Origin of the sequence: Proteus sp. G2669 (genome assembly GCF_009915245.1) — a bacterium.
Lineage (GTDB): Bacteria > Pseudomonadota > Gammaproteobacteria > Enterobacterales > Enterobacteriaceae > Proteus.
In genome coordinates, this window is the sequence record NZ_JAABLX010000034.1 from 38558 (window position 1) to 52617 (window position 14060).

At 37.6% G+C, this 14060-nt stretch carries 9 protein-coding genes and 1 pseudogene; 4 read left to right on the forward strand and 6 right to left on the reverse strand.

Going from position 1 to position 14060, the window contains the following annotated elements:
- Nucleotides 1-243: 243 nt before the first annotated feature.
- From phoA to serB, 6 genes and pseudogenes are all read right to left on the reverse strand, one after another.
- Nucleotides 244-1684 (reverse strand): annotated as a pseudogene (phoA, locus tag GWI68_RS09290) (alkaline phosphatase).
- Between the two features lie 202 nt (nucleotides 1685-1886).
- Complete coding sequence (locus tag GWI68_RS09295; protein WP_243733329.1) at nucleotides 1887-3416, reverse strand: alpha/beta hydrolase-fold protein; 1530 nt, start codon at nucleotides 3414-3416, stop codon at nucleotides 1887-1889.
- A 219-nt stretch (nucleotides 3417-3635) separates the two neighbouring features.
- On the reverse strand, nucleotides 3636-4775 hold the full coding sequence (locus tag GWI68_RS09300; RefSeq protein WP_166540083.1) for an ElyC/SanA/YdcF family protein: 1140 nt from the start codon (nucleotides 4773-4775) through the stop codon (nucleotides 3636-3638).
- 392 nt (nucleotides 4776-5167) lie between these two features.
- Nucleotides 5168-6412, reverse strand: coding sequence for a multifunctional transcriptional regulator/nicotinamide-nucleotide adenylyltransferase/ribosylnicotinamide kinase NadR (gene nadR, locus GWI68_RS09305; RefSeq protein WP_109410057.1), 1245 nt, complete (start codon nucleotides 6410-6412; stop codon nucleotides 5168-5170).
- A gap of 11 nt (nucleotides 6413-6423) precedes the next feature.
- Nucleotides 6424-7815, reverse strand: a complete 1392-nt coding sequence (gene radA / locus GWI68_RS09310; RefSeq protein WP_166540084.1) for a DNA repair protein RadA — start codon at nucleotides 7813-7815, stop codon at nucleotides 6424-6426.
- 37 nt (nucleotides 7816-7852) lie between these two features.
- On the reverse strand, nucleotides 7853-8830 hold the full coding sequence (gene serB / locus GWI68_RS09315) for a phosphoserine phosphatase (protein ID WP_166540085.1): 978 nt from the start codon (nucleotides 8828-8830) through the stop codon (nucleotides 7853-7855).
- 109 nt (nucleotides 8831-8939) lie between these two features.
- Between serB and GWI68_RS09320 the strand changes: the two genes are divergently transcribed.
- The 4 genes from GWI68_RS09320 to GWI68_RS09335 form a co-directional block, all read left to right on the forward strand.
- Nucleotides 8940-9674, forward strand: coding sequence for a YtjB family periplasmic protein (locus GWI68_RS09320; RefSeq protein ID WP_109410060.1), 735 nt, complete (start codon nucleotides 8940-8942; stop codon nucleotides 9672-9674).
- A 231-nt stretch (nucleotides 9675-9905) separates the two neighbouring features.
- Nucleotides 9906-11447, forward strand: coding sequence for a YjjI family glycine radical enzyme (locus GWI68_RS09325; RefSeq protein WP_166540086.1), 1542 nt, complete (start codon nucleotides 9906-9908; stop codon nucleotides 11445-11447).
- The gene (locus GWI68_RS09330; RefSeq protein ID WP_166540087.1) at nucleotides 11419-12285 is read left to right on the forward strand and encodes a YjjW family glycine radical enzyme activase; all 867 of its coding nucleotides are present in this window, start codon (nucleotides 11419-11421) and stop codon (nucleotides 12283-12285) included. The genes GWI68_RS09325 and GWI68_RS09330 overlap by 29 nt, the downstream gene beginning before the upstream one ends.
- A 110-nt stretch (nucleotides 12286-12395) precedes the next feature.
- On the forward strand, nucleotides 12396-14060 hold a 1665-nt coding region (locus tag GWI68_RS09335; protein WP_208105151.1), incomplete at its 3' end, for a hypothetical protein.

Genomic DNA, 14060 nt, shown 5'->3' on the forward strand with positions numbered 1-14060 from the left:
AATGGAGAAGTTGAGAATATTACATAGATTTATTTGTAAATTCTGTCGATTATAACAGAGAATGTGTAATTTTCAAAATCAGACTATAAATAACTTATTGATTTATTATCATTTTATTTTCTTATATTTATTTTTAATAAAAAAACGCGACTAGAGGGTATCTCTCTGAGTCGCGCAAAAATACAACAATTTAGTAAGGCAATTCGACTACAAGTTCAGACAGACTACAGTATTAATTTAAATTTATTTCAGACCCATTGCATCACGCATTGTGAAGAATAAGTCTGTTTGGTTAGTTAATCCAACCACATTAGCCGCATGCGGACCATAAGCAGCCACACGCAATTGCGCACCAGTATGCTCTTGAGATTCTTCTTCCGAGTTACCGTAATTCACCACCATAACTGCGCCATCTTTAGTGATAAGCGCTTGTGTTAAGCCACTTGATTTCACATCCGCTTCAATAATCTGGCTTGAATGCGCATGGTCAGCGGTGACAATAATCAACGTATCACCGTTTTGTTTAGCAAAATCTAAACCGATCTGTACAGCTTCATCTAACGCAACAGTTTCACCTATTTGTCCACAAGGGTTAGCATTATGATCTTGCTTATCAATAGAGGCACTTTCAACTTGTAAGAAGAAACCGTTTTCATTAGTTTTCAGTAAATCGATCGCTTTTTTAGTCATTTGTGCCAATGTTGGCGCATTAGGATCGAGTTTAGAGTTAGGTTTGCACTCTAATGGTGGATTATTGATATTGCCATGATAAACCGCTTTAGGACCTTCCCACGCAACAGCCATATTACCTTCATGGAATAAACCTAATACCGGTTTATCCTGATTTGCCAAAGTAATTGCGTCTAACGATTTTGCATCTTTGACGATTTGATAACCACGCTCAATAGCTTGTTGCTCTAACGTTTTACCTTTGTATTCCCCCACAGCGGCGGTTTGAGCGAAACTTTTTGCACCGCCCCCCCAATGTAACGTCTGCACGAGTCACTAATAATTGCTCAGAGATAGAACCTTTGCCGCCATTTTCTAATGCATTAGTTGAGCATTTTTCTAAGGTTTCAACGGGACCATAACATTTACGTCCAGTGACATGAGAAAATAGTGCGGCAGGTGTCGCATCTTGAATTTCAGATGTAGTCACGTTCCCTGTTGCCTTTCCATTGGCTTTTGCTAATTCCAAAATGGTTTGGTGATCCTTACCAAATACATCAATCCCTAATGCACCATTATAAGTTTTCACACCAGAAGCCCATGCTGTTGCTGAGGCTGCCGAATCTGTTACATAGTTAGGTTTTTGTGTTTTTCTATCTAATGAATAGTGTGTGTATTGACCCGTCATCGGTAACGCATCAATGCCTTTAAAAAACCCGCCCGCACCTTCAGCGTAGTTACGTGCAACAGTGATTTCAGAATCCCCCATGCCATCACCAATAAAGAGGATCACATTTTTCGCTTGGTTATTATTTAAAGCTGCTTTTAATGCCTCAGTTTGATCTTGAGTCATACGGCGAGCACCACCAAATTCCGTGATATTACCTTTTGCTGCGCGATCTTGAGCCAAAATTGCATCAGCAGCAACGGGAGCTGCAAAAGAAGAGAAACTCGCACCAGCCAATAGCGTTGTTACAATAACGGATAAAATAGAACGTTGGTAACGATGAGACATAGCTTTTTCCTTGCACTCTAAAGTAAAAAAACAGGGTTAATGTTTTAAGTCAGAAAAAGCTTACGGCAGTTAAATGACAAAGAAATGAAGAGTAAAAGCGATTTTGATGACAGCTTTATGACAAGTTGGTGACAAAAATGAAGCTTATACAATGTATTCTCATGTATAAGCTTCTTTTGTATTGAGATCGGATTTAAAAATATTAATTTTCTTGTGTTAATGCTTTTGCACCCAAATACAGTGTTTCACACCAAGAAATATAATCATGCCCACTGGCCATTTCGAGTGATTGAACAGGATAGCCTTTTTGTTCTAAAACCTGTTTCAAGTGGCGATTATTATTTAAAATTCCTCCTTTATCACCACGACTTTCAAATAGCCCTGCTTCTAAGAAAAACTGTAATGGTTTTTTATCTGCTTGCTCAAATTGTCGAATAAGCCATTCAGGCTCTTCATTTTCAGGCGCCCACCAATAAGAGCCAGACATACTCAGCACTTTACCAAAGCGATCAGGGCGATTAAATGCGACCCATGAAGACGCTAATCCACCATAACTTGAGCCTGATACAATCGTTTCTTCTCCTGATATGTGAATACCTTTCTCTTTTTCTAGCCAAACAAATAATTCATCAGCCAAGAAACGATAAAAATCAGGATTTGGTGGTAATTCAACACTACGGCGATCACTATCAATACTATCAACAAATAGGATCATCATCGGTGCCAATTTTCCTTCCTCGATCTGTGTATCAAAAAACTTATCAATACCATATTGGCGACGATAAGTTTGACCATCAAATAAGACCAAGATCCGCGGTATTTCCATTTTTTGGGCTGGCTGATAAAGTGCGATTTCACGATCATTATTTAAGATCTCACTGTGAAAACGAACAATCTCCGTCTTGCCTTTCATTGTTCTATCAAGAATATCGGGCAATTGGCATTCACGCTTACTGTCTAACGACAATAAAGAAAAGTGATTATAGATATCCTCAGATTGACTTGGTGAATTTTGGGAATTAAATGGATCGGCTTGTGCCGTGGTTAAAATCGCGCGACGTTGTTCAAAAGGCTCTGAATTTTCAATAACAGGTACATCAGGCGCTAATTTATATTGCATTAATGTGTCGTTAGGCACGATATAACTGCGATACCAAATATCACTATTCGCTAAATTCGTTAACGGATCATGATTGCCATCAGGTGATCCCAATAAATAAACATTCTTTTTGGCACCTTGCCATAGAAAGGTGACTCGCTTTTTATCATGATCATAAGGCTCAATCAGAGGAGCCCCTTCTCGACGTATTTGTTGCCAAAATGCCTGAATATTTTTTTGATCAAGTTGTTTAGCGAGCGTTTGTAAACGAGGGCTAGTTGGTGCAATACCGGCATTTTTATCTAACGGTTGATAAGGTTGTGTTGTTAGCATGAATTGCCACTGCTTTTTAGCTTCACCTTGTGCAACTAATTGATAATTAGCCGTTTCAGGTAATAGAAAGCGTACTTTCTGTTGTCCATCAGCGGGAATATCCTTTAACAAACTACGAATATGAGTGCCGTTTTGTGTCTCTAACCGTAAGTTTTGTATCCCTTTTACGTTTAATTCAACATAACGTTGGCTTTCTAAATGAGCGGTAAAACACAACGTATTGTTGTTATCAAACTGACCTGTCATTTCTTTATTTTCAGTTACTGCTAAGCAACTTGCAAAGCTGGGAAAAGAGGCCATCAATGCACATATCATCAGAGGAATTCTCACTTTATTTCTCATTATTAACTATTGTGAGAATCAATAGTAATGATAACTGTTATCAATTCAATAAAAATTAAGCGTGTACAAATTTATAATAAATTTAGTGCCACAGTAAAAAATAATAAAAACCTCCCCAATCATTTTGGTTATTGAGGAGATTTCCTTTCTAAACTAATTAACGTTAAAACGCTCCCATTAACGCTCTTCTAGTGGATAGCTACGGAAGCTCCATAATCCTAGCGCTTTTAAGCCATCACGATAAATGCCTTGTATATCTGATTTACTTGCCTTTTGTAATTCAGCTAATGGCTTATCTGGTGCAACAACCGTTAGATAAGTAATGTCACTTGGGCCACTTTGCCAGCTTGCAAGCGTGAAAATCGCATCGGCACGACGAACATGACTACCAGAGCTAATAATAACGGCTGTTTTAATACGATGTTTGGTTAAAGCATAACGGCTAAATAATGCATTTTCGACGGTTGTACGCGCATAGTTTTCTTGGAAAATACGCTCTGGTGCAATACCGTTTTTCACCAACCAATCCGCCATTAATTTACCTTCCGTTTGATGTGCTTTTGGCACGCCCCCCGTAACGACAATCATAGCTTCAGGTAATTGTTTAGCCACTTCTAAAGTTTTATTTAAACGTTCAATTAAAATCTTATTCATTGTGCCATCGGGATTTAAAGCATAACCCAATGTCACAATCGCGTTGTTATCTTTGGTTTTATTTAGTTTTGCCAAATCTGCCGGTGTCAATTTATCACTTAAAGGCATTTTACTTACGCGATCAATCTCTGCAAAAAAGCAACTAATCTCTTCAGCTTTAGCTGGATTTAATGATTTCAATTTATTGAAATATGCTTCGCTCTCTTTATCTTTTCCTTCAAAACGAGTCCATGAAGTGACATAAATTAGCGCGTCAATATCATCAGGTGCTGCTTCTAAAATCTGTTTATAAATAGTAATCGCGCGAGGAACATCATTGTTATAGATATAAGCACTCGCGGTGCTAAATAATAAATCGAGACGGTAAGGTTCTAATTTATAAGCTTGTTGCAGTTTTTGTGCCACTATTTCCATATTTGATGGCAATTTTCCCGTAAATCCTGCATCTGACACTCGTGCCGGAGATTTAAAGGCATCTAACGCATCTTGGATCAAACTATCAACCGTTTGGCGCTGTGAGACATACTGCTGATAGCTATTATCTGGTTGATGAACTTTTTGATAAGCCAATGCAGTTGATGAGACGGTAAAACCTAAAGCGGCAATCGCTAACGAAATGACTGTTTTCTTGATATGAAGTGAAACACGGGAAGGTTGCGCCATTATCTTGTCCTTTTACGAAAAATAGTCTGCTTCTTCACTTGAACGAATGAAGATAGAGAGTGTGACTCCTCACACCTAATGGCAAAAGAAATACACACCGATAAATCTATACCTGTTATCTATAATAGAGATCCCTACATTAATTTTCAGTAACCTTTTTCACCTTATTGAAAAAAATAGCATTATTACGTAGATAGCTTATTTGACAGATTTTTTTATATATTTTTATCTTTTGGTAAGTGATTTTGTTCTGATAGTGCATCAGTGGCAAAGAATAATAAATAAAAGGGAATTACTCTGAGAGGAAAGTGTTGAGTTTTGAGTTTTGAGATCTGTGATTATTTTTATCCTTAAATATAAAACGCCCCTTAAGGCGTTTTATATTTATGTATTTACTCAATATGCTTTGATTGCATCATCAATAATTCTCTGACTAATTCAACGCAACTTAAGAAGCGCTCATCATAATCAGGTGAGTTAACTTTGATATACTCAATATTGTTTTTATCTAGCATTTCCATCAGTAAAGTTTGGAAGAGTCGACGATCTTTATCACTGCCTAAACTGCGTAAACCATCCGCTACCCATGGCGTGTTATTTTCTAAAACAATCACTAAATCAAAACGGTACTCATCAATAAGTGCTTGTACGAAAGGGTGTTCTTTACCTTCATAACGTAAACAAAATGCCTGAGTAGTGACAAAATCCGTATCAATAAAAGCCACTTTATTGGCATATTTAACAGCAAAATCAATATATTGAGCATGTCCCAATGCAATTTTATCGTAGTCCGAATATTGTAATGCCATCTCGTCTCCACCTAAATGAGAGAAAACATAATCGCGACCATACTCCCATGCACTGGTTGTATTGAAGATATTGGCAAGCTTATTGACCAATGTTGATTTACCGCTAGATTCACCGCCTAAAATAGCCACGGTGCGCACAAAGAAGGGTTTAACTTCTGTTGGAATATATTCCCAATATTTAAAAGGTGCTTGGCGAATTTGACTACCACTGATATTCATAAATGAGCGTTCTGGATCAATCAATATCGTTTCAATACCCAAGAAAGCATTATATTGATCCGCATCATCACGTTCACTGGTATAGATAAAATCAGGTGCAATTTGTTTTTCACGCAAAAAGGTTTTGATCCCTTCACTCCACATTTCCCAACCATGAGGTTGTGGCTCAATACCATGCTCATCAAATTCATGAATACGAATATTTTTTTGATATTTAAAAGTTTGCAATAACCAGCGTAATCTATCACTGACAGTTGGTTGCTGTGACATCGCACTATTGATAAATAGGTTCTTATCGCGAGGTTCGTCATGACAGAGGATCACATGTAGTTCATCAACTTGGCTACAAGCACGTTGAATTAAATAGATATGCCCTGTGTGAAGAGGATAAAATTTACCAAAAATAACACCAATTGTTTTCTTTTTGACTGGATATTCTAACCCCAAGAATTGGTGTAATGCCGACATTTTTTGCGCACTGGGGCTCTTGATTTTATTATTAATCAATTGGCTAAGATAGCCTTTTGTCATATCACTTTCATCAGCAACGTGTTGTAAGGTGTATCCATTTTTTCTGATAGCCTGTTTGATATAATCAAAAGGTCCCATAATTAGCTCCTTTAGAAGTCTTCTAAATCATCAAGAACAGATAATGCATCTGACAGTTTTTTCACACCATACACTTTCATATCCGGTGGATTTTTCTTTGGCATATTTGCACTCGGTACAATGGCTCGTTTAAAACCATGTTTTGCTGCTTCTGCAATACGCTCTTGCCCACTCGGTACAGGTCGAATTTCTCCCGCAAGGCCGACTTCACCAAATATCACTAAATCACGTGGTAAAGGACGATTACGAAAACTCGATACTAATGATAATAACAAGGCTAAATCAGCACTGGTTTCTGTGACTTTAACCCCTCCTACCACATTGACAAAAACGTCCTGATCAGACATTTGTAATCCGCCATGGCGGTGTAAAACTGCAAGTAGAATAGCAAGGCGATTTTGCTCTAACCCCACAGCCACACGGCGTGGATTTGATAGCATCGAGTGATCAACTAATGCTTGGATCTCAACCAATAAAGGCCTTGTTCCTTCCCATACCACCATCACAGAACTGCCTGATGTGATCTCATCTCCTCGACTTAAAAAGATAGCAGAAGGATTACTCACTTCTCGCAATCCTTGCTCTGTCATTGCAAAGACACCTAATTCATTAACGGCACCAAAACGATTTTTATGGCTACGTAAGGTACGAAAACGAGAGTCTGTTTCGCCATCAAGCATAACAGAGCAGTCAATACAGTGTTCTAGCACTTTCGGCCCAGCTAAGGTGCCATCTTTTGTTACATGACCTACCATAATAATGGCAACATCATTGGTTTTAGCAAAACGAGTCAGATAAGCGGCCGTTTCACGTACTTGAGCAACACTGCCCGGTGAAGATTGAATATCCGCCATATGCATCACTTGAATAGAGTCAATCACCATCAATTTAGGCTTTTCTTGTGAAGCAATTAAACAGATTTGCTCAATGCTGGTTTCTGACAACATATTCAGTTCTGCTGTCGGTAAACCTAATCGATGAGCGCGCATAGCGACTTGTTGTAGCGACTCTTCACCCGTGACATACAGCGTTTTCATTTCAGTAGCTAAACGGCACATAGTCTGTAGTAATAAAGTACTCTTACCTGCGCCGGGACTTCCCCCGATTAAAATGGCACTTCCGGGAACAACGCCACCACCTAATACTCGGTCAAACTCTTTAAATCCTGTGGAGAATCGGGGTAATGCTTCAAGGCTAATTTCCGATAACTTTTGAACACGACTAACACCTTTAGCATCCCCCGCAAAGCCACTAAAGCGTTCATTACGGGAGGAAGAGGTGGCAGCAAGACGAATTTCTGTAATTGTATTCCACGCATGGCAAGCCGAGCATTGCCCTTGCCAGCGAGGATAATCTGCACCACATTCATTACATACAAAGGCTCTTTTTGCTGCTTTTGCCACACTTCTCTCCCTACGATAACAATTCTAAAAAACGTGTTTAACGCTCTTCGTGTTTTAAACCACCACTTAAAATACACATCACACCCATTAAATCGGCATGACGAATAGCCACTTTTGCCTGAGCATACACTTTTGGTTTTGCATGATAGGCAATGCCCAGTCCTGCCTTTCTCAACATTTTAAGATCGTTTGCGCCATCACCAATGGCAATAGTTTGCTCCATTGGGATCTCTAAATCTTTAGCTAAACGCGCAAGCACTTGTGCTTTATATTTTGCATCAACAATAGTGCCTTTGACTTTACCTGTTAGCTTGCCATCTTTAATTTCAAGATGATTAGCAACAGCAGACACTAACCGTAATTTTTGTTTTAGGTTGTCTGCAAAATAAGTAAAGCCGCCTGATGCAATAGCAATATGCCAATCCATCGCCTGAAGTTTGCGCACTAAGCTCGTTAACCCCGGCATAAGAGGCAAATCATCCATCACTTTTTGCAAAATAGAAGCGTCGGCTCCTTTAAGTTCAGCAACACGGAGTTTTAAGCTTTCGCTAAAATCCATTTCACCTTGCATAGCGCGTTCTGTTATTGCCGCAACTTTATCACCCACTCCCGCAAGTTTGGCGATTTCATCAATACACTCAATTTGAATAGCCGTTGAGTCCATATCCATCACTAAAAGCCCAGGAGAACGCAAGCGAGGAATTTCACCTAGTGGAACGACATCTAGGCCACATTCATCAGATAAACGGCGAATTCTACGGGTTAGGCTACCTGCAATACGCACAACTTGGTAATCATCAATACGCCATGAAGAAACCACTACGATTGCCACACCTAATTTATGTTGGAACTCACTTATTCTTTTCTTATCAAGTTCACGTCCATAAAGTAACCACCCACTATCACCAGCGCGGTAATCTAGTGGCATTACCTCTTCACCACTGAGTGATAACGGCAGACCTGGCCATTTACGGATTTCATCCGGTAAATAGCAATAGGTCAGACTATTTGACATACTTATTCTCCTGTTTTCCCCTGTCTGAACAAAATAATCGTTATTCAGCCTATTCTATCTCTGACTCATCTGGCAACATGCACATACTTGCTTACGCAAAAGGATGAACATGCTTAAAGACAAACTAAAATTCAAACTACAAAAAACGGCGATTATACTGATTTGTATCGCACTATTGGCATTTCTTATGCAGGGCGCGTCTTATTTTAGCCGTGCTAATCAGCATGCCCGAATTACCCAGTTTGAAGAGCTTGCAAAAACGCTGGCAGAACAAGTTGCGTTCTCTTTATCCACTTATCTGGATGACAGTAGCAAAGATAACGTAAATCCCCTCATTATGGCTAATTTAAATCATCTAACTCACAATAGTCGGGTGCTTGATGCCAGCCTTTATTTAGAAGATGGTACACAAATAGCGCATAGTGGTGAAAATGTCACTGTTAAAGAGCGATTAGCGCTAGAAGGACAAAAGAGTGGTGGTTCTTTTAATCACCAACTTGTTGTTCCCGTACCGGGCAAAGATAAACCGAAGGGATTTTTAAGGCTAACATTAGATACTCACCAGTTGGTCACTGAATCAAGCCAAGTCGATAACACAACAAATTTATTACGTGTGATGCTATTAGTTGCGCTCGCCATTGGCTTTTTACTTTCTCATAACCTGCTTCAGTTAACCCCCGTTCATTGGCAACAATCGCCCTATTTATTAACGGCTAATTTACCGCCTCGTACTGAAAAAGAGGAAGATGAAGACAGTGAAGATGAAAATAATGAAGAAAATGAATCAAAAGAGAGTGTCAAAGAGGAAAATAACGACACTGATAATAAAATAGATAAAACATAAATTCTTATTCTTTAACGAATTACTTAGTGAGTTTAGTGGATCATTAACTAAACTCATTTTTTATATCTAATTAACTATAAATTAGATATATCTAATTTATGCGTGTTTTCGTGCTATTTCCTTAATCTTTAAAGGGGTTTTGTTTAAAGTCACGGTAAATTCTGACCAAGTCATTAACCTAAAAAGATAAGTTTTAAATCTTTTTCTGGCTCTTTGAGTACTGAGGTGGTTATGACTGAACAATCTGTTATCCAACGTTGTCAACAAATCGTAGAAAATCCAACCCTTTCCCCGGAACAAAAACGTCATTTTCTGGCGTTAGAAGCTGAAAATATGTTGCCTTATCCGTCACTTCCTGATGATGCAGCTAAAGCGCTTAATGAACGGGTTATCTGTGATATGTATGAAGGTCACGCCCCTTATAAACCTCGTTATGTTTTACCTGATTACGCGAAGTTTTTAGCACAGGGTTCTCGTTATTTAGAACTCGAACCTGCGCAAGATTTTGACGATGCCTTAAACATGCTGACTATCCTTTATCATCATGTTCCTTCTGTAACCTCTATGCCTGTTTATTTAGGACGTATTGATAAAATTTTACTGCCTTATGTCGGCGAGTTAACCGAAGAACAGCTTTACCCTAAATTAAAACGCTTCTGGCGTTATCTTGATAGAACGCTACCAGATGCTTTTATGCACGCCAATATTGGTCCAGAAGACTCTGTTCTTACACGTTTAATTCTTAAAGTGGATGTTGAGCTTCAACAAGTCGCACCTAATCTCACATTTATTTATGATGCGAATTCAACACCAACAGATTTACTTCACCAAGCCATTACTAATATTTGCCACAGTAGCAAACCTCATATTGCTAATGGTACCTTGCAAGATGCGGTATTTGGTAAAGATGAATATGGCATTGTGAGTTGTTATAACTCTCTGCCTCAAAGTGGTGGTGGTAGCACCTTAGTGCGTATAAATCTTAAAGAGGTTGCACAGCGTAGCCAAGATAGTCGCGATTTTCTTGATAATGTATTGCCTTTTTATATGCAAAAACAGATTGAGATCATCGATGCCCGTTGTGAGTTTCTCTATGAAAAATCTAATTTCTTTAAACAGAGTTTCTTAGTTGAAGAAGGATTAATCTCACCTGATCGTTTTGCGCCAATGTTTGGTATTTACGCCATGGCAGAAGCCGTAGCACTTCTACTCGAAAAAGAAGGCAAGCAAGCTGCTTATGGTGATAATGGATCTGCCAACAAACTTAGCTATATGATCAGCGAAAAATTAGCACAATTTGTCGCTGATACACCGGTTAAATATGGTTGGAAGCATCGCTCAATGTTACATGCTCAATCGGGCATTAGCTCTGATATTGGCACAACCCCTGCGACTCGCATTCCTTATGGTAAAGAGCCAGACCCTGTTACCCATTTAATGACGGTTGCTCCTCACCATCAATTTTATACCTCAGGAATTAGCGATATTTTAACGGTTGATGAAACCATCAAACAAAATCCTGATGCCCTAATGCAACTCTGCTTAGGGGCATTTTCTTCAGGATTAAGAGAATTTACTGCCAATGTAGGTGGTAATGACCTCGTTCGTGTTACAGGCTATATGGTGCGTTTATCGGATTTAAACAAATACAAAGAAGAAGGCTCCCGCCTTAATACCACTTGGTTAGGTGATGAAGCCACAGCAAACTGTCATATCGCTGAACGTAAACCACGAGTTATTAGTCATGAACAGCAGATGCGTTTCGATAAATAAGATATTGCCCTTTTCTTGTGTAGATGGCCCAGGCAATCGTCTGGCCATCTTCCTACAAGGGTGTAATCTGCGCTGTAAAAATTGTCACAATCCCTACACCATAGGGATCTGTGATAATTGTGGTGACTGCATTCCGGCTTGCCCACAGCAAGCACTTTCATTACAAAATGGTGCCATAAGTTGGAACAGTACCAGTTGTGAACAATGTGACACCTGTATTCAGCAGTGCCCACGACAATCAAGCCCGATGACATTAACCTATACTGTTGATGAACTAATGGCTATTACACGCAAATATGCAGCCTTTATTAATGGCATAACAGTAAGCGGTGGAGAATCCACGTTACAACTGCCTTTTTTAATTGATTATTTTAAAGCAATCAAAGAAGCACCTGATCTTAAACACCTTAGTTGTTTAATCGACAGTAATGGCACTCTTTCTCTTAATGGCTGGCAAAAAATCGCCCCCTTTATGGATGGTGCGATGATCGATTTAAAAAGTTGGGATGAAGAGACTCATATTTATTTAACTGGCCGAGGTAATCAGCGTATTAAAGAATCAATCATATGGTTAGCTAATAATAATCTACTTACGGAATTACGCCTTTTATATATTCCAGAAAAAACCGACTATTTAGAGAATATCGAATTACTTTCTCAGTTTATTAATTCACTTAGTGAATCTGTATTGATTCGTATTAATGCATTTCATCAACATGGTGTTTATGGTGTAGCCAGTATTTGGCGTTCAGCATGCGAAGAAGAAATTATCACTCTAAAAAATGAATTAGAACTTAGAACTGTTAATTTAATTAACACACCCAACACTTACTTGTGATAATAATAAATTTAAAACCATTATATATTATATTCATTTTATTTTATCCAATTGACTTTAATTAATACAGAAGTTAACCTCCTGTAAAAACTCTCTTATGGATACCAACAATGAAGATAAAATATAATTCAATATTATTGATATTGTGCTCAATATATATATTTCCTATTAATTCTTATGGAAATTATAATATAGAAGATATAGGTCATTCAATCTATAAACCATTTAGTATGTTGAGTTATGCAACGTATTATGATCACCTTCGAGATAAAAAACATAATCATTTCAAACATAATCAAGGTAAAATCGTAGACAATAATAATTATAATCAATACTTATTTACTCCATTTGGTAGTGTATCTGTGTATACAGCTATAAATCAACATACAATTGATAAATATAACATTGTAGCAGATGATTATAACAGCATAATAAGAGTGGAAATACCTAGTTATGACATCAGAAAAATAAATGTGTTTGATGAATCTTTTTTACCAAGTGAGCTATTTATTAGTACAGATGGCGGTAAAACTCAAAATAAAATAAATAAAGAGAGTGATAAACAATTAGATACCATTTATCTAGAGCGGATCTCTGAAGATGGTATAATCGTTGTCGGTTATGCAACAAAATCCAAGTCCATATTAGATAAAATAATTAAAGAAGAAAATTTTTCGGTAGTGAATAATAACTGTCGAGGACAATCTGAGTGTTATGCTTTTTCATACAACACAATAAATAACACATTTACTATTTTAGAAAAAAATATAAAAATTAAACATTTAACAAAAGATGGTAAATTTATTTTATACAATCCTATTAATAATGAAAATGAAAAATTTATATATGATATAAATAAAAAAGAGAGTCTCCTTTTATCTGTTGATAATATTAATAATTATTTACCAGACCACCCTGAAAAGAATATTCTACTTTTATCAATAACTGAATATCCATTCTTTTCTGGTATAAAAAGACGAAATATTGATATTCAAAAAATCAGTGATAATGGTCGAGTGTTTATTGGTCAGCTCAACCGAGATATTTCTAAAAAACAACTCAATGATGGTAAGTATCCTAGAACTGCTTTTGTTACTACAAATGATGGCCCTATCAGAGAAATTAATCGATCCGAGTTTGGCTCGTCAAAACTAACTGATATTTCCACAGATGGAAACTATAGTGTTGGTTGGGAAGAAGTTTGGCATGATGATTATGACATTAAGCTACCAACTCATGTTAAGGTCTCTTCCTCACTTTTTAGCCAAGCGATACTCTATGATTTATCACAAGATAGTCTTATTAATATTGGTAATCTTTCACAGAAACCAAATGAAAATCGATTTAGGAATGCAAAAGCAAATGATATTTCGGCTGATGGTAAATATATCGTAGGGTGGTCTGAAACCGACAATTACAACAATGATACAATTCCCGATAATGCTAAGTTAAAACCAGTGCCAGCCTTTATCATGTTCCACCGTCATGGCTTTGTTTATTTTAATAATACAATGCATGATTTAGGAACACTTAGTAACGGTAAAGATTCGGAAGCACATGCCATTACAGATGATGGAAGAATTATTTATGGGCTATCTACTGATGAATATAATAATTGGCGCCAAGTTATCTGGATAAATGCTCAACTCAGTGATAAATCTTTCAATGCTGAAAAACAACAAATTGCAGATAAAAAAAATAACCTTATTGATAAAGCCAAAGCTGAACAAGAGCGCCTAGCTAAAGAGCAAGCGGACAAAGCCAATGCTGAACGA